This window comes from Pseudoalteromonas sp. 120-MNA-CIBAN-0494, from assembly GCF_040308885.1.
Lineage (GTDB): Bacteria > Pseudomonadota > Gammaproteobacteria > Enterobacterales > Alteromonadaceae > Pseudoalteromonas > Pseudoalteromonas nigrifaciens.
Map to the genome: position 1 here is coordinate 1 of NZ_JBEOOE010000026.1, position 18,348 is coordinate 18,348.

The 18,348-nt window shown below is 41.8% G+C and carries 14 protein-coding genes and 1 pseudogene; 10 read left to right on the forward strand and 5 right to left on the reverse strand.

All coding sequences use genetic code 11. From position 1 onward, the window contains the following. Positions 1-224: pseudogene (locus AAEY55_RS13850) on the reverse strand (transcription elongation factor GreB); the annotation flags it as partial. A 193-nt stretch (positions 225-417) separates the two neighbouring features. On the opposite strand from AAEY55_RS13850, the gene ompR reads away from it, so the two are divergent. After that, positions 418-1,137 carry a two-component system response regulator OmpR gene (gene ompR, locus AAEY55_RS13855; RefSeq protein ID WP_089368855.1) on the forward strand — a complete coding sequence of 240 codons (720 nt, stop codon included), beginning with the start codon at positions 418-420 and terminating at the stop codon, positions 1,135-1,137. Between the two features lie 5 nt (positions 1,138-1,142). Further along, entirely contained in the window at positions 1,143-2,444 is a 1,302-nt protein-coding gene (gene envZ, locus AAEY55_RS13860; protein WP_089368854.1) for a two-component system sensor histidine kinase EnvZ, read from the forward strand. Positions 2,445-2,516: 72 nt separating this feature from the next. Here envZ and AAEY55_RS13865 read toward each other — a convergent pair whose 3' ends face one another. Both AAEY55_RS13865 and speE read right to left on the reverse strand, forming a co-directional pair. Further along, positions 2,517-4,559: a glycoside hydrolase family 97 protein gene (locus AAEY55_RS13865; protein ID WP_089368853.1), complete on the reverse strand. Its 2,043-nt coding sequence runs from the start codon at positions 4,557-4,559 to the stop codon at positions 2,517-2,519. Between the two features lie 179 nt (positions 4,560-4,738). Continuing rightward, the gene (gene speE / locus AAEY55_RS13870) at positions 4,739-5,602 is read right to left on the reverse strand and encodes a polyamine aminopropyltransferase (RefSeq protein WP_089368852.1); all 864 of its coding nucleotides are present in this window, start codon (positions 5,600-5,602) and stop codon (positions 4,739-4,741) included. A gap of 200 nt (positions 5,603-5,802) precedes the next feature. On the opposite strand from speE, the gene speA reads away from it, so the two are divergent. From speA to AAEY55_RS13885, 3 genes are all read left to right on the forward strand, one after another. Further along, complete coding sequence (speA, locus tag AAEY55_RS13875) at positions 5,803-7,683, forward strand: biosynthetic arginine decarboxylase (protein WP_011329474.1); 1,881 nt, start codon at positions 5,803-5,805, stop codon at positions 7,681-7,683. A gap of 73 nt (positions 7,684-7,756) precedes the next feature. Further along, positions 7,757-8,629 carry an acyltransferase gene (locus tag AAEY55_RS13880; protein ID WP_011329473.1) on the forward strand — a complete coding sequence of 291 codons (873 nt, stop codon included), beginning with the start codon at positions 7,757-7,759 and terminating at the stop codon, positions 8,627-8,629. Between the two features lie 227 nt (positions 8,630-8,856). After that, positions 8,857-10,110, forward strand: a complete 1,254-nt coding sequence (locus tag AAEY55_RS13885; RefSeq protein ID WP_011329472.1) for a mechanosensitive ion channel family protein — start codon at positions 8,857-8,859, stop codon at positions 10,108-10,110. Here the strand turns inward: AAEY55_RS13885 and chrA are convergent. Next, entirely contained in the window at positions 10,076-11,227 is a 1,152-nt protein-coding gene (gene chrA, locus AAEY55_RS13890; RefSeq protein WP_192531952.1) for a chromate efflux transporter, read from the reverse strand. The two genes, AAEY55_RS13885 and chrA, sit on opposite strands and share 35 nt — an antisense overlap. A gap of 186 nt (positions 11,228-11,413) precedes the next feature. Between chrA and AAEY55_RS13895 the strand changes: the two genes are divergently transcribed. Then, complete coding sequence (locus AAEY55_RS13895; RefSeq protein ID WP_011329470.1) at positions 11,414-12,043, forward strand: OmpA family protein; 630 nt, start codon at positions 11,414-11,416, stop codon at positions 12,041-12,043. A 12-nt stretch (positions 12,044-12,055) separates the two neighbouring features. Here AAEY55_RS13895 and AAEY55_RS13900 read toward each other — a convergent pair whose 3' ends face one another. Further along, positions 12,056-13,837: an ABC transporter transmembrane domain-containing protein gene (locus AAEY55_RS13900; RefSeq protein ID WP_089368850.1), complete on the reverse strand. Its 1,782-nt coding sequence runs from the start codon at positions 13,835-13,837 to the stop codon at positions 12,056-12,058. Between the two features lie 88 nt (positions 13,838-13,925). Between AAEY55_RS13900 and AAEY55_RS13905 the strand changes: the two genes are divergently transcribed. From AAEY55_RS13905 to AAEY55_RS13920, 4 genes are all read left to right on the forward strand, one after another. Beyond that, entirely contained in the window at positions 13,926-14,324 is a 399-nt protein-coding gene (locus tag AAEY55_RS13905) for a DUF3224 domain-containing protein (protein WP_089368849.1), read from the forward strand. Between the two features lie 12 nt (positions 14,325-14,336). Continuing rightward, a complete protein-coding gene (locus AAEY55_RS13910) occupies positions 14,337-14,525 on the forward strand; it encodes a hypothetical protein (RefSeq protein WP_076922740.1) in 189 nt (62 codons plus the stop codon). Continuing rightward, a complete protein-coding gene (locus tag AAEY55_RS13915) occupies positions 14,526-15,143 on the forward strand; it encodes a LysE family translocator (RefSeq protein ID WP_089368848.1) in 618 nt (205 codons plus the stop codon). It begins immediately after the preceding gene. Between the two features lie 302 nt (positions 15,144-15,445). Then, positions 15,446-18,328, forward strand: coding sequence for a TonB-dependent receptor (locus AAEY55_RS13920; RefSeq protein WP_193038923.1), 2,883 nt, complete (start codon positions 15,446-15,448; stop codon positions 18,326-18,328). Positions 18,329-18,348: the final 20 nt, after the last annotated feature.

The following is an 18,348-nucleotide window of genomic DNA, read 5'->3' on the forward strand; positions in this document are numbered from 1 at the left end:
AATAGTACGCATACTAGTTTTTGAAGCTTTAAAAGCTTAGCTCTTATAGTATTTAGTATGTTTGTAATGGTTCTAATGGCATAATCTGCATTTTCAGATCTATCTCCTAGGCTGGCCGCCCAGCTTACTATTTTGGTGATTTCAGGGCGTTTTACATTCCATAAATGGGTATGTTCTTGTTGTAATTGTAAGTAGCCTTCGCGGGTAATTAAGTTTGTTTTCACGCCATGTTCTTTTTTAATACTCATACAGAGCAAGGTATTAAAATAACCCAAACTTGTCGAGTGTATTATTAATAAAACACGCGCACAAATGAGTTTGAAATGTTCAGTAACAATCTAAGCGGCTAATAAATTGTTGCTTACAGGTTTTTTCATTTATATTAATGGGTAATAGATTATAAAAATAAGAAACACAATGGGACACGAAACGACAAAAGTATTGGTTGTAGATGATGACATGCGTTTACGCAGCTTACTGGAGCGCTATTTAGTAGAGCAAGGCTTTATTGTAAGAACAGCGGGTAATTCAGAGCAAATGGATCGGCTTATCGAACGTGAAAACTTTCATTTAATGGTGCTCGATTTAATGCTGCCGGGTGAAGATGGTTTGTCTATTTGTCGTCGTTTACGCCAAAAAGAAAACGACATTCCAATTGTTATGCTTACCGCTAAAGGTGATGAGGTTGACCGTATTATTGGCCTTGAATTGGGAGCAGACGACTACATTCCAAAACCATTTAATCCACGAGAGCTGTTAGCGCGAATAAAAGCTATTTTACGACGCCGTGCCAAAGAAGTGCCGGGCGCACCTGCTGCAGAAGAAAATTTGATTGAATTTGGGCGATTTTCGCTTAATTTAGCCACTCGCGAAATGAGCGAAGGCGAAAAAACAATTTCCTTAACCAGTGGCGAATTTGCAGTGCTTAAAGCGCTGGTCTTGCATCCACGTGAGCCGCTGAGCCGTGATAAATTGATGAACCTAGCGCGCGGGCGAGATTACAGCGCACTGGAGCGCAGTATTGATGTGCAAGTGTCGCGACTTCGCCGCATGATTGAGTTAGATGCCGCCAGCCCACGTTATATTCAAACTGTTTGGGGCTTAGGATATGTATTTGTTCCCGATGGTGAAAAGTAATTTATATGGGACTATTTCCGCGTAGTGCATTTGGGCAAACCGTTTTTTTAGTGGCGGCTTTGCTGTTAATAAATCAAATAGTATCTTACGTAACGGTGAGCTTATACGTAGTAAAACCTACCATTGAGCAAGTTAATTTAATGCTGGCTAAGCAAATTAAAACCGTATTTATTGACTGGGAAGATGGTGTTGAAGTAACTAATGAAGTATCGGATAAGTTTTTTGAAATTACCGGTATTGAAGTCATGACTCAGCATGAAGCAATGCGCAGTGGTTTGGGGCAAAGTCGCGAATATTCGGTATTATCGCGTAGTATGTCTGAGCAGCTAAATGGTTCTGCGCGGGTGCGTATTAGCCAAACCGATCCACTCATATACTGGGTAGAAGCCCCGCAAGCATTAGGTTATTGGGTAAAAGTGCCGCTTAGTGGGTTTAAAGAAAATAACCTCGAGTTTTTAACCTTTTACTTATCAAGTATTGGTTTTTTAAGTGTATTAGGTGGCTGGTTATTTGCTAGGCACTTAAATAGGCCGCTAAAAGCATTGCAACAAGCGGCGGTTAAGGTAGGTAAAGGCGATTTTAGTACTAAGTTAGCCGAACAAGGATCGAGTGAAGTTATTGCTGTAACACGGGCATTTAATCAAATGTCGCGGGGTATTGCTGCGCTTGAAAATGATCGTCGGCTGTTAATGGCAGGGGTGTCTCATGATTTACGCACTCCACTAACCCGCATTCGTTTAGCCACCGAAATGATGGCAGATGAAGATGACTATTTGCGTGAAGGCATTATTTACGATATTGAAGACATGAACGGCATTATCGACCAGTTCATTGAATATTTACGCCATCACAAACGTGAAGAGCTAAGCTGTGAGGACATTAACGCGTTAGTGGCAGAGGTAGTGCACACTGAGCTTAAACACCAGCGAGTAATTACCTTTAAAGGTAATCCTAGTATTGGCAATATACCTATTAGTGCAGTGGCAATTAAGCGTGTAATAACCAATATGATTGAAAATGCGCTGCGTTACTCAGAAGGTGATATTGAAGTGCTCTGCTATTTTAATAGCAATAAAAAGTATGTTGTTATTGCGGTAAACGATAGTGGCCCGGGTATACCAGAGGGCGAACTGGAGTCGGTATTTGAGCCGTTTAAGCAAGGCGATACAGCACGTGGTAGCGAGGGCAGCGGTTTAGGGCTGGCTATTATTAAACGCATTATAGATATACATAACGGTAAAGTTAAATTATCTAACCGGCCTGAGGGCGGGTTAAGTGCACAAATTTACTTACCAATTAAAGTATAATACCAACCCACTTTACTGCAGCGGGTTGCTATTAAGTTGTGCTGGCCAAAATTATAAACACGCAGTAAGCGATTAAAGTGCTTTAAAACGAATAGCCGTACCGCCACTGGTGGCCAGCTTAAGCGTTAATTTATCGCTTGCAGTAACAAGGCGTTTTTCAATAGTTAAATCGTACGGATTATTTTCCCACTCGGCATTCTTACCATCTTTATAAATATGTGCCTCAAACTGTTTGCCGTTATCTAAAAAGTCTAAACTAATCTCAATAGTACGCGCTTGCTCGTCAGTCACTGCGCCTAAATACCAGTCGTTGCCGGTATATTTGTCGCGCTTTCGCTCTTTTCGCGCAAATACAATAAAGTCACCTACTGCACCATCAAGGGCAATGCTTTGTTGCCAGTCGGTCGGTACGTCTTGAATAAATTGAAATGCATCGGGTTTAGCTAAATAATTTTTAGGTAGGTCGGCCGCCATTTGAATCGGACTATACAATACAACATACAATGCTAGTTGTTTAGCCAGCGTAGTTTGCGGGCGATTAGTATTAGCGCCTAAACCGTTAAAACTTAAATCGAAAATACCAGGAGTAAAATCCATAGGCCCAGCAAGCATGCGGGTAAATGCCAGCATAGCAATGTGCTCGGGTGGATTAGGAGGAGTACCCCATGCGTTAAACTCTTGTCCGCGTGCGCCTTCTCGAGTGATCCAGTTTGGATAAGTACGGCGCAGTCCGGTATCTTTAATCGGCTCGTGGGTGTTAATACTTATTTTATGTTTAGCAGCTAGCTTAACGTTATGTAAGTACTCGTTAACCATAAATTGGCCGTCGTGCCACTCATGGCGAGCTATACCGTTTTTGTCAATGCGCTTAATGTTTCCGCCATCGGCTACGTAACCGGTTTTAACTTGGCTAACGTTAGATTTTTCATACAATGCAAAGGCATCTGCCATTTGCTTGCGATAGTTACTGACGTTGCCGGATGTTTCGTGATGGCCAATGAGTTGCACGCCTGTTTGCTTAGAATATTTTGTTAGCGCTGCTATATCAAAATCATCGTAGGGCTGAGTAAAGCTAAACACATCACCATTAAAAAACCAGTCGCCATCCCAGCCTGTGTTCCAGCCTTCAACTAATACGCCATCAAAACCATATTTGGCGGCAAAGTCCATGTAGTATTTGGTATTTTTTGTAGTAGCGCCGTGTTTGTCGCCGCTGCCCCAAGTGTGTGTATTTATATGCATACCCCACCAAATACCTATGTATTTACCAGGTTTTACCCACGACACGTCACCGAGTTTATTTGGCTCATTTAGATTTAAAATGATATCTGAGTTAACTAAATCAACGGCTTTTTCGCCAATTTGAATAGTGCGCCATGGGGTATTAAACGCGCCCTGTTTTTTAACGGCAACACCGCTCGACCATGGCGTTAAATCGGCTTGAAAAACCCCAGGGCGGCGTTGATTAAGTACCATGGCGGCGTAATCAACAAGGGCGGCTTCATGAATACTAATATGCACACCATCTTGGTTTTTAAAGGTAAATGGCGTATGTACCAATGCGGCATCGTTTAATGGGGTGGTATTATATACATATTCGTAGCGATTCCAGCCGCGGGCAGGGATCCACCAAGCTGTAGCTGTGTGGCTGTTATTAACAGCAAACTCGGTAAGCTCTTTGGTTATTTCAATATTGTTAAGGCCTGCTTGTTTTGGTACTTCGTATCTAAAACCCACGCCACTATCAAACGCTTTAAAGCGCACGCTATAAGTACCGCCTTGAGGTTGTGGCTTAGCAAAGGTTACAGTTACCTCGTTATGCTGATCTACAACCGTTTGTCGCTCGCCCCAAGGTTGTTGCCACTGAGTGTTGGTACTTTGTTGTTGAACTTTGGTTATTTTAAAGCTGTTACTAAACGGTGCATGTTGTTTAAATTCAAACCCGAGAGCAGAATTATTAATGACTGTTTTATTTTTAAAACTAATAGAATAACTAGGTGTACTCTGCTCGTCTGAGATGATTATTTTTATATTACCGTCAGGCGATTGTACGGTAGCTGTTTGAGCAACCGTGATACTTGAAAAAGCCATGAGTAGCAGTGCCAATGTGCGCATAATAGTTCCTTGGGTTAGCGACGTGTTTGGCTATCAAGCATAAAGCGAGAGGGTGGTGAATACGACAGGTTGCATACGTATTCAGGGTGATAAAAAGTGAGCAGTGAGGTTGCTTGTACGCTAAGCAATAAAAAAGGGCTCTGTTGAGCCCTTAATTTAGTATTGCTTAGATTGCGAGATTATTTTTTATCAAAAGCGCGTTGCATAAAGTTTGGCGTAGCTAATGCACCGTGATGAATGCCGTTGTTGTAGTATTCGCTGTTCTTTGCAATATCGGCTGCTGCATCTTCTCTAAAGCCATTAAAGGCTGCAGATTTACGCGCTAAAGTTACTGACCATAAACCACTTGGGTATATAGGTTGCGGGAATGGCAGTGTTTGTAAGTCGTTAAAACCTACCGTTAGCATAGCTTCGCGCATTTCAACTAATAACGGCATATGCATAAGCGGTGATTCGCTTTGTTGTACTAAAATGCCACCTGGGCGAAGGGCGTTTAAGCAGCTAGTGTAAAATGCATGATTAAATAAACCTTCACCTGGGCCTACTGGGTCGGTGCCATCAACAATAACAACATCGATTGATTCGCTTGCGGCTTCGCGCATGTATTTAATGCCGTCGTCAAACATAACTGTTGCACGAGGATCGTTGTTAGATTCACACAGCTCTGGGAAGTATTTTAACGACATTTGCGTTACTACTTCGTCTATATCTATTTGCGTAACGCTCTCTACACCAGGGTGCTTTAACACTTCGCGTAAGGTACCGCAGTCGCCGCCGCCAATAATAACTACATTTTTAGGTGCTGGGTGCGCTAAAAGTGCAGGGTGGCTGATCATCTCATGATAAAAAAAGTTTTCGCGGCTACTTACCATAGTGCAACCGTCGATGATCATTAAATTACCAAAGTCGGTGGTTTCGAACATGTCTACTTTTTGAAAAGGAGACTGTTTTTCATCTAACTTTTTGTTAATACGTAATGAAAATGCGCTGCCATCGCGGTCGCTAATTTCAGTAAACCACTTACTTTGATCTAAATTTGCCATAGTTACTATTACACTTTTTTAAGTTGAGGATGAAAAAGGGGGCAATTTTGCCAGTGCTTGACGTTTTGCTCAATGACATTTTAACTGATTTAACCAATAAAGTTAGTTAGGAATGAGGGAAAGTTCAATTTTTGTTAGCCTAGAGGATAGCGACGTATTAAAATGCGTCATTGTATTTAATTGATTAAAGAAGAGTTGCCATGACTTGGGGTTTAGAAACAGCACGTGCCACTTATAATGTTGCACATTGGAGTGAAGGCTATTTTGATATTAACGCACAAGGCGAGTTGGTGGCCTACCCAGATGGCGACCAAGCAAAGGCCGCAATTTCTTTAACGCAATTAACCGAACAATTTAAACAACAGGGTTTAACCTTACCAGTATTGGTGCGCTTTACCGATATATTACAAAACCGGGTAGATACGCTTACCAATGCCTTTACTCAAGCACGAGCAAATCGTGAGTATCAAGGCGAATATACCTGCGTTTATCCAATCAAAGTAAATCAGCAGCGCTCTGTAGTGAGTAAACTTTTAGCTCACCCTAGCGGGCTGGTTGGCCTTGAAGCTGGCTCTAAACCAGAGCTAATGGCTATTTTAGGGGTGGCAAAAGAGCCCATTACTATTGTGTGTAATGGCTATAAAGACAGTGAGTTTTTACGCTTAGCCTGTATTGGTCAGGCTATGGGTCACAAAGTTAAAATAGTGGTAGAGAAGCTCTCGGAGTTAACCACCTTACTGGAAGAAATTGATAATTTAGGCATTGAACCGGCTATTGGTATTCGTATTCGCCTAAACTCAGTGGGCAAAGGTAAATGGCAAAACACCGGTGGCGAAAAAGGTAAATTTGGTTTAACGGCAGGGCAAGTGCTTAGCGCTGTTGAAGTGTTAAAAAAACATAATAAATTGCACTTAATGCAAATGGTGCATTTTCATATTGGCTCTCAAATAGCCAATATTCGCGATATTCACCGCGCTTTGCGTGAATGTGCACGCCATTTTGCTGAACTTACTCAGTTAGGTGTACCACTTAATACCGTTGATGTAGGCGGTGGGTTAGGGGTTGATTACGAAGGTTCGGGTTCACGTAGTGCGTGTTCAATGAACTATACCGTTGCAGAATATGCCCGTAACGTAGTAAATGCGTTTTCTGAGGTGTGTGACCAACATCAATTAACTCATCCGGCCATTATTACTGAATCAGGGCGTGCGTTAACCGCGCACCACGCGGTATTAATTACCGATGTAATTGACGTTGAAAAAGCGCCTAATCACTTAAACCCAGAGGCGCCTGCGCAAAACAGTACACTGGTATTAGATGAAATGTGGCAATGTTTACAGCGTTTAAGCCCGCGTATGGCGCTGGAAATTTATCACGACGCAATGCACTTATTTAGCGAAGCACACGATCAGTACGTACACGGTTTAGTGAGCATGCTAGAGTGGGCGAAAATAGAGCAACTTTACTTTACTATTTTACATCGGGTGCGCTCATCTTTGAGCAATAATGTGCGTGCGCATCGCGAAGTACTCGATGATTTAAACGAAAAATTAGCTGATAAATTATTTGTTAATTTTTCACTATTTCAATCGTTGCCAGATATATGGGGAATTGGCCAATTGTTCCCAGTAATGCCTATTGAAAACCTCACTCAACCGCTTACCCAGCGCGCTATTATTCAAGATATAACGTGTGATTCTGATGGGCAAATTCGCGAATATGTAGAAGGTGCAGGTATAGAAACAAGCTTACCTATACCTGAATATACACAAGGGCAGCAGTATCATATTGCAATGTTTATGGTTGGCGCTTATCAAGAAATTTTAGGTGACTTACACAACCTATTTGGCGACACCGACTCAGTGCATGTGGAGTTAAACGATGATGGTTATGTACTTACTAACGCCATTAAAGGTGACAGCGTTAAGGATGTATTAAAGTGTGTTGACTATGATAGCGCCATTTTAGCAGACAACTTTGCAGAGCAAATTAATAAGCTCGATGTGTCTGAGCCATGTAAAGCAGGCTATTTAGCAGAGCTTAATGCGGGACTAGAAGGCTATACCTATTTTGAGGACTAACCTCAGCCATTATTAATTAAGTATAAAAAGCGCAGTAATTAGCTGCTGCGCGCTATTTAAAGGAATAGAAACAATGTCAGTTATCCGCAGTGTATTTAGTATTTTGTTGTACTTTATAAATACTCTTATTTGGTTTGTGCCAATTTTTATTTGTGGTGTTATTAAGCTTATACCAATTAAGCCGCTACAAAAGTTAATGAGTTGGGCCGCCAAACAATTTGCCACTATTTGGGTTACCTTTAACAGCTTAAATCAAAAATTATTTACGCCAACTAAAATTAACGTTACTGGGCTTGAAGATATAAAGCTAAAAGATTGGTATTTAGTTATAGCTAATCATCAAAGCTGGGTTGATATTTTAGTATTGCAACGCGTATTAAATCGCAAAATACCCTTTTTAAATTTCTTTTTGAAAAAAGAGCTTATTTACGTGCCTATATTAGGTTTGTGCTGGTGGGCGCTTGATTTTCCGTTCATGACTCGTACGAGTAAAAGTCAGCTTAAAAAGAACCCTAAATTACGCGGTAAAGATTTAGAAACCACGCGTAAGGCCTGCGAAAAATTTAAAGAAATGCCAGTAAGTGTGGTTAATTTTGTAGAAGGTACGCGCTATACGAAGCAAAAGCACGCTCGCCAAAACAGCCCTTTTCCACATTTGTTAAAACCCAAAGCAGGAGGCGTTGCCTTTGTAATGCAAGCTATGGGAGAGCAAATTACTAAAGTAGTTAATGTGACTATTCATTATCCTGAGGGCATTCCGACCTTTATGGATTTTGCCAGCGGTAAAGTAAAAAATATAAACGTACATGTTGAAGTAAGACCGGTCAGTGACGAGCTAATTGGTGACTACACTAACGATCCCGACTTTAGAGTGCGCTTTCAAAGTGAGCTTAATCGGTTATGGAAAGAAAAAAACCAAACATTAATAAACCTTGAACAAAAATAAATGCATAAAAATATGAGCCTACAGTTACGCTAAAAACACTTAGCTATTCACGGTCAATACAGATTAACTTAGGTAGTGTTTTTTAATGTCACTTTGCTTGGCTCTGTTAATTTTACAGCGGGTATTACCCGCTGTAGTTACTATAATTGGTTATGCTGCAATGGCGCTTTTTACTCTAGCTAGCACTGTAATTTTAAACCTAACTCCCGCAAGGAAATAAAAATACCATGACCGATACCCACTTACAGAAGTTAATAGCGCCTTGGTTTGAAAAAGTGCCCGACGCTTTTTTTCTAAGCACTATTACTGCCGTCGCCATTGGTATATTTTCATTATTATTTGTGTACTTATTTACTCGTCGCTTAATGTTTCCTGCGATCCAAAAAATTGTTACTAAAATCTCACCTGAACGCATTGGCTTACTTGCACCTATGCTAAACAAGCTCAATAAGCGCATAGCTTGCTTACTTTGCTGTGCATTGTTTCTAGCCACATTTGATAGTGTGTACCCGGTGAATGAGATTGCAGAGGAAATTTTAAAAACCTTAGGCCAAGCGCTGCTCATTATTTATGCGGGCTTTATTTTTAGTAGCATAGTGAGTATTGCGGGCGCTATTTATAATCAATTAGATTTTGCCCGCGAAGTACCCATTCAGGGATTAATTCAGGTTGTTAAATTAATTACCTTTATTGTCAGTGTTATTTTAATTGTTAGTATAGTGCTAGAAAAATCACCTACTTATATTCTCTCGGGTTTTGGTGCTATTGCCGCCGTCACTTTATTAGTATTTAAAGACACCATATTGGGGTTTGTCGCAAGCATTCAAATTGCAGCCAATAGACTCGTTACGTATGGCGACTGGATCCAGGTAGATAATTATGGGGCCGACGGAGAAGTAATTGATTTAGGGTTAAACACAGTAAGAGTGCGTAACTGGGATAATACTGTAACGACTATTCCTACTTACATGTTAGTAGCAGGTTCATTTAAAAACTGGCGTAGTATGCAAGAGTCTGCCGGGAGGCGCATGAAGCGCTCGCTTAATATTGATATGAATAGTATTTTTTTAGTTGAAGATGATTTTCGCCAGCAAATAGAAGCGGCTATACCTTTGGCCGACTACATTCGTACGTCTTCACTGCCTGATCCTGTGTCTAATTTAGGTTTGTTTCGCCGTTATGCCGAAGGTTACCTAAAGCAACATAAAAAAATCAATACTTCACTGACCTTGCTAGTACGTGAGTTACAGCCGACAAACCACGGCTTACCGATTGAGTTTTATTGCTTTAGTAGCGATAAACGTTGGATATCGTATGAGCATTTACAAGCCGAAATAATGGATCATTTATTGGCTGTGTTACCTATTTTTGGCCTGCGTCCGTATCAAAGTGTGAGTGGCCAATTTAGCCCACCCACAGCCGTGCCTACAAGCGAAAAACCTAAAATTAAAGTGCCCAATAATACTGAGCCAACCCCGTAGTAATAAAGAGTATTAACAGCCACCAAATAGGTGGCTTTTTTAATCTTAGCCAAGCGAATGCTGCAATAACTAGCGCAATGTGCCAAAAATTGTGCACCGCCGATGTCCAAATAGGTGAATACAGCGCCGCAGCTAAAAAACCCACTACAGAGGCATTAAGTGCGGCAATAACACTGGCAAAGCGAGGCTTGTTGGCTAAGTTTAACCAACTTTTTTGAAACGCAAGTATGAGTAAAAACCCGGGCATAAATATAAGTACAGTGGCTACGATAGCGCCAAATAAAGGTTGTTCGGTACTTAGTTGTGCACCTAAGTAAGTAGCAATGGTAAACATGGGTCCAGGCACAGCTTGCGCGCTTGCATAGGCGCTCAAAAACTGATCGCTGCTTAGTGTAGGTACGCTTGCTTGCAATACAGGTAATACTACATGGCCACCACCAAACACCATGGCACCTGCTTGATAAAAGGGGGCAAACAAAGCTAATTCAGTAGTCAAAGGAATGAAACTGAGCACTAGCAGCAGTGTAAATAACCCTAAAGCGAGCCAATTTATATTACTTTTTGACTTACTTTGCTGTGCGGGTTCCGGATTTAATTTTAATAATGGCCATATTGCACCCACAGCAGCCGCGGTAATTAAAATAGCTATTTGTGTGCCCAGCAGAGGAAAAAGTATTAAGGCTAACGTGCTTAGTACGGCTAATAGCTTTAGGGCTGCGCTAGTGCAAAAGCTCTTTGCCATACTTAATGTGGCATCGGCGACAATAACCACAGCAAACAGTTTTAACCCAGCAATAATGGCAAAATAAACAGCATCAAACTGATGCGCACTTATAGCCAATAGCAACATAATTAAAAATGATGGTAGGGTAAAACCAATAAAGGCAGCAATGCCACCAAGTACACCCGCGCGCTCTACCCCAATGGCAAAACTAACTTGACTAGAGCCAGGCCCAGGCAAGGCTTGGCTTAAGCTTATAAGCTGTGCATAACGGGTGTTAGTGAGCCAATTTAGGGTATCGACAAAATGGCGCTTAAAATAGCCTAAGTGAGCAGCAGGGCCACCAAAACTCATGCAGCCAAGTAAAAAAAACTGTCTAAAAATAGCAATTAACATTACGCCCCAATCCTCGTTATAAATTATAAAATTATCATCCAGTAGTATGACATATTTATGAACTCAGCTATCGATAGTATTTTTGTTGTTATACAGCATAAAATGCTAATTTTAATTGATTCTTCATGGCTTGTTCATTCATATGTTTGCATAATAGCGCAAAATACTAAATAGATAGGACATAGCATGACTTTAACTAAATCACTTTTAAGCGTAACGGTAGTGGCTGTATTACTTAGCGGTTGTGAAATGAATAACACAGGTAAAGGAGCGGCAATTGGTGCTGCAGCTGGTGGTGTATTAGGTAAGGCTACTGGTAATCATAAAGATAAGCGTATCTTTATTGGTGCTGCAATTGGTGCATTAGCTGGTGCTGCAGTAGGCGATTACATGGACAAACAAGAAACCGCTTTTCGTGACGAGTTAGCGGGTTCTGGTGTTGAAGTGGTACGTGAAGGCGATAACTTACGTTTAGTTATGCCGTCAAATATTACCTTTGCAACCGATCAGTCGTATATTTCGTCGGGCTTTCACAATACGCTAAGTGCGATTGCTAAAGTGATGAACAAATACGAAAAAACTTATTTAAGCGTAGAAGGTCATACCGATAGCACAGGTAAAGATAGCTATAATATGAGCCTTTCACAGCAACGCGCTCAAAGTGTTAAAAACTATTTAGTTAATCAGCAAATTATGGCTGAACGAATTAGCACTACAGGTTATGGTGAAACACGTCCAATTTCATCAAACGATAGCGCAAATGGCCGTGCACAAAATCGTCGTGTAGAAATTCAAATAGTGCCTAACACGCAATAAGCACATAAAAATCTAGTCTTTATTGAACTGTAGTTCACATAAGCGCTGGTACAACGGGGAGCTTTGCAGTAATTGCTGATGGCTCCCTGTTGCTATTATTTCTCCGTGTTCCATTACCACAATCATATCTGCATGTTTTACCGTTGCCAGACGATGCGCAATGATCAAGGTGGTTCTGTTTTGCATTAAGTGTTCCAGCGCGGCTTGCACATGATGCTCACTTTGTGCATCAAGGGCGCTGGTTGCTTCATCAAGCAGTAATATTTCAGGATCCTTTAAGATTGCTCGCGCAAGCACAATACGTTGCTTTTGCCCGCCAGATAAACGCACCCCTTGCTCGCCTAAAAAGCTTTCGTAACCATTAGGTAGTTGCGCAATAAACTCATCGGCATGGGCGTGTTTGGCTGCGGAATATACTTGTTCGTCGGTTGCATCTGGGTTGCCATAACGAATGTTATGCATTACATCAGAGCTAAACAATATCGGGTTTTGTGCCACCATGCCCATGCTGTTTCGTAGCGTATTCAGTGAGAGATCTTTTATATCAATGCCATGGAATTTTATAGCGCCAGTGGCAGGGTCGTAAAAACGTTGTAGTAATTCAAATAACGTGGTTTTACCAGCACCAGAAGGGCCTACAATCGCCACCGTTTGCCCTTGCTCAATACTGAGTGATACATTTTTAAGTGCACTAACATCAGGGCGGGACGGGTAGTTAAAGGTAATATTACTGAGCTCTATGGCGGCTAAATCAGTATTGTTGTGTAACTGGTCATCAAGATGTTGTACTGGGTTAACTATTTCGCTTTTTACCGCGAGTAATTCAAGTAGTCTTGCTGCGGCACCCGCCGCGCGTTGCAGCTCGCCATAGACCTCGGCCACCGTTGCTACCGACATTGCTACCATAATGGCATAAAACACAAATGCACCTAGCTCACCACCACTCATAGTCCCTGCCAGTACATCACTACCACCGACCCACAGCATCACACTAATGGCGCTAAAGGTTAAAAATATCACCGCTGCAATTAAAAATGAACGTTGTTTAATACGGCTTTTCGCAACCTTAAAGGCTTTTTCGGTTTCAGCGGCAAATGCGGCTTGCTCACGTTGTTCATGACTATAACTTTGCACTACTTTAATATTTTGAATGATCTCACCTGCATAGGTGCTGATATCGGCAATGGCATCTTGGCTAGAGCTGGCAAGTTTGCGCACTTTACGGCCAAATACCATCATTGGCACTAACACCAGCGGCACACAGGCAACTACCACTAAAGTGAGCTTTAAATTAGTAAATAGCAACATGGCTAAACCACCTACCAACATCAGTGCGCTGCGCAGTGCCATGGAAAATGACGAGCCAATGATTGACTGCAATAAAGTGGTGTCGGTTGTTAAGCGCGACATTAATTCGCCGCTGCGGTTCTCTTCAAAATAGCTTGGATGCAAAGTAACTATGCGATCAAATACCGCTTTACGAATATCGTTACTCACGCGTTCACCAATCCACGACATTAAATAAAAGCGACTGAATGTTCCCACTGCGAGTAAGCTAATTAAGCCAATCAGCACTATGATGGCTTGTTTTAACTGTTCTTGGGAGCCTGCAATAAAGCCATGATCGATTACAAATTTAACCCCTTGGCCCAGTGATAAATTAACCCCAGCGGTTACAAGTAGCGCTACAAGCGCCGAAAATACCACCCATTTATAAGGCTTAATAAACTGAAAAATCGGAATTAAACTACTAAAAGCTGCTTTGTCTTTTGGCTCGGCTTTATTGGTGCTCATGCTGGATTCTTTTTGTGCAATAGGGTATAGATATGGTTACTTAAATCATAATTTCAATAACTAACTTCATAACAACTAAGGGACTAACATGGCAACTCATAAAGTAACCGGTGAATTTAACGTTAAACTCAACCCCATTGAAGGCTATGCAAAAGGCATTGATGGCGTAAATTTAGGTCGTATGTCGATTGATAAAACCTTTACTGGGGAGCTTGAGGCGACCAGCACCGGCGAAATGCTCAGTGCCATGACCGCAACTCAAGGTAGTGCCGGTTATGTAGCAATTGAACAAGTGGTTGGTACACTTGCAGGCAAACAGGGCAGTTTTGTACTGCAGCATTTTGGCACTATGGACAAAGGCCAAGATCGTCTAATTTTAGAAGTCGTGCCAGATTCTGGTAATAATGAACTTACAGGGCTTAGCGGAAAAATGGCGATTCGCATTGAAGATGGGGTGCACTTTTATGATTTTGAGTATCAACTTTAAAAGGTTATTGCAGTGCAAAAAATAATAGAATTTAAAAAGGCGCGCTTTTTTGGTGGAATTAACCTTGAGGCCCTTAATGAAAAAATTTATCAGTTAAACCAAGATGGTTGGAAACTAGTTAATGTGAGTACTATTACTGGTTTTTTCGGCCAAGTTTATGGTTATGTATTACTGATCGAAAATAATGAATTTGAGATTTAGATGACCCTCTCACTGTGGTTTAGTTTAGTCGCCATTTGTATGATGGGCGCAATGTCACCTGGGCCTAGTTTGGCTGTGGTGTTAAAACACAGTATTCATGGCAGTATGAAGAACGGCATGTTGGCGGCGCTGAGTCATGGTGTGGGGGTCGGTTTTTATGCCGCGGCGTCGTTACTTGGCCTCGGCGCATTAATGATGCAATTTCCCACTGTGTATCAAGTACTGGTGTATTTAGGCGCCGCGTATTTAGCTTATTTAGGGATTAAAATACTACTTGCAAAGCCAAGCGCTGAAGAGCTCCAAGTGGCTCAGCAAAGTGGTAGCGCTCAACAGGCTTTGCAAGATGGCTTTGCTATCGCATTTTTGAACCCTAAACTCGCTGTATTCTTTTTAGCCTTGTTCTCACAGTTTATTGACCCTGTAAACTTAACTTTTCAGGTTGGTATGATCATGTGTTTAACCGTGTTGTTGATTGATACCGGCTGGTATTTGCTTGTTGCAGCCTTGACAGAGCTTTCAAAAAAGCGTTTTGCTTTTACTAAATCATCCCCTTGGCTTGATAAAATATTAGCGGTGGTTTTTATAGGGTTGGCAATAAGAGTGGTGCTTATGGTGTAGTTTATTCAATTTTAGCAATCCTTACCGCTTACCTTAAAAACTGTTTTAGTAATTTTTAATGCTCCTGTGAAATAACGACGTGTGGCTGACTTTTCCTTTTAGTTGGTCGATATATTTTACGTTATCCACATGATCGCAGCACTTCATGACTAAGTTCCTTTCCTTGCTAGCTATTGCCCTTGCTGGTGCATACGTATTCATCACACTTAATTTACTTTTTGGTTACACTTTATTGGTTTTATTTTATCCACAAATTAAAAATAAACAGCACACAATTATAAAATCAATAGGGTAGGAAACTCATGGGGAAATTCAAACTGAGTGCGTTAATGCTCGCGATGTTTGCAACCTGCAATGCATTGGCTGCGGCTGAAAGTGACGCACCAAACACCGTAAAAAAACCACAACTAGAAGAAGACCTTGAAGTCATTGAAGTGCGTGGCTTTAGTCGTAGTTTAATCCAATCACTTAATCAAAAGCGCTTTACCGATACGGTATCAGAGCAGTTGTCGGCGGATGATTTAGGCGCTTTGCCTGATGTATCTATGGCTGATGCGCTGACACGACTGCCGGGGATCTCTGCGGTACGAACCGGCGGCCAAGCGGCAGAAATCAATATTCGCGGTATGTCCGGTGGCTTTGTATTTTCAACTTTGAATGGTCGCGAGCAAGTATCAACTAGCGGCAGTCGCAGTATTGAGTTTGATCAATACCCGTCTGAGTTGATCAGCTCAGCTGCGGTGTATAAATCACCAAAGGCGTCATTAATTGAAGGCGGCGTGGCAGGTACGGTAGAGCTGCAAACAGCCAGCCCGCTTAATAATGATCAGCAACACAAGTTTGTGGTTAACGCCAGAGGTATGTACAACGACCGAGCGTCAGAGGTGAACGATGCCACTGAGTTTGGCGATCGCATCAGCTTTTCCTATCAAGGTAAGTATCTTGACGATACTTTAGGTGTCGCCCTTGGCTATGCACGGTTATTTCAACCAAGCGTAGCAACACAATTTATTGGCCAGGCCTATAACGATCATAAAGATGTCGACGGTGTTGCTAATGATACTAATGGCCCTGAAGTAAAACCAGAAAACGAATATATCAGCGAAGGCTTTGAGCTCCAGCATTTAGGGGGTGAAGAAACCCGTAACGGTTATATGGCGGCGATTGAGTGGGTGCCGGTGGATAATTTTAAATTAAAAGGAGACGTGTTTTTATCACGCTTTGATACTGAGTCATTTGCCCGTGGTTTACGAGTAAAGTTAGGCGGCCCAACGGCCACTTATACAAACGCTCAGCTAGAGGGTAATTCAGTGGTTGGCGCCTCTGTTAATCGTACTTCAAAAGGCTACACTCGTGTTGAAATTGTCAATGATGATAACCAAGACTTTGACGAAGTAGATAGCTATGGCATTAACGCTGATTGGCAAGTGACAGAGCGCTTAAATGTTAACGTTGATGTGTCGTTGTCACGGGCTAAAAGTAATTTCCGCAATGGTTTATTGTGGGCGTTGGTTGCCGAAGATGCGACAGCGCAAGAACCGGTGTTAGATAAAAACGTATCTATAAACTACCAACTTAATGGGCTTAATTTACCAGATGTAGGCTTTAATCAAGCCGCTGCATTTAGTGATATCGACCGGGTAATGGTCAGTAAGTACGGTATTTACCCTTATCAAAATGAAGATGAAGTAAAAGCTTATCGCCTTGATTTTAAATATGAGTTGGATAACAGCTGGTTTAGCTCTGTGGAATTTGGTGCGCGTTATTCAGATCGCGAATACAGCAACAATCGTTCGGTGTTTGAATACGGCAATGACGGTGATTTCTCAGCAACTGAGCCGCCACTGCGTTTAACCAATGACATGGTAAATGTTGTTGATTGGGAAGGTAAGTTTAGCTACTTTCCATCCTATTTAGCGATTGATGTAGATAAAGCGCTCAATGCGTGGTTCCCAGAAGGTGCGCCTACACCGGTGACCACCTGGGGTAACGCAGATGGTGTAGTAGATCCACAAGGTTACACCACTAACTACTCGTGGACTATGTTACAAAGTGGTTCGGTATACGAGGAAGTGCTTTCAGCTTACGCCATGCTCAATATTAATACTGAAATTGGCACTATGCCAGTGCTGGGTAATATTGGTATTCGCCGTGTAGATACCGACCAATCGGCCACTATTTTAGAAAACGTTAATGGTGATTTGGCACTGGGTGCGCAAAACATTACCGACAGCATCGGCATCATAAATCAAAATTATTTACCTAATGTACTTGGCACAACGTATACCGATTATCTGCCATCCCTTAATTTAAACTTTCAGCTAACGGATAACACGCAATTACGCTTTGCGGCGGCTAAAGTGATGTCGCGTCCACCGATTAATCGCCTAGCGGGAGATGCCAGTGCACAAGCTGATGAAACTACTGGAAAAATTAACGGATCAAGTACCAATAACCCATTCTTAAAACCATTTTATGCCGACCAATACGATATCTCTTACGAGCATTATTTTGATGAGTCAGATGGTGCGCTAGTGATCGCAGGTTTTTATAAAAACATTGATTCGTTTATCGATACCATCGCCATTGAAGGGTTTGACTTTAAAGGTAACGGTTTTAACGTTCCAGACTATATAGAAAACCCCGTCAGCGGCGAGCAAGTTGCCACAACTAACGGCACTTACACAACGGCGGTAAATAACGCCAATGGTGGTTATATTCGCGGTATTGAACTTGCCTACACGCAAGTACTTTCGTTTTTGCCCGCGCCGTTTGATGGCCTCGGTTTTAACGGGAGCTACTCATACACCGAAAGCGAAGTTGAATCGATTACTAGCTTAGGTGGTGAAACGGTTACACAAGGCTTACCTGGTTTGTCTAAAAACGTGTTAAACGGCACTATATTTTACAGCTTAGATAATTTTGAAACCCGCCTTAATGTGCGTTACCGCTCAGACTTTGTCTCAGAGCAAGTGGCGATCAATGAGCAGGTGGTCAATTTTGATGCTGAGACCGTGGTTGACTTTCAAACCTCTTATCAATTTACTGACTCATTTGGCATGTTGCTGCAGGTTAATAACCTTACCGATGAACCAACCCAAAGTTACTTTGGCAATGAAAATATCACCGGTACTACCCAGTACTTTGGTCGTCAGGTTTATTTAGGTTTTACCTATAGCCACTAATAGCAAATTGGAGCATAAAT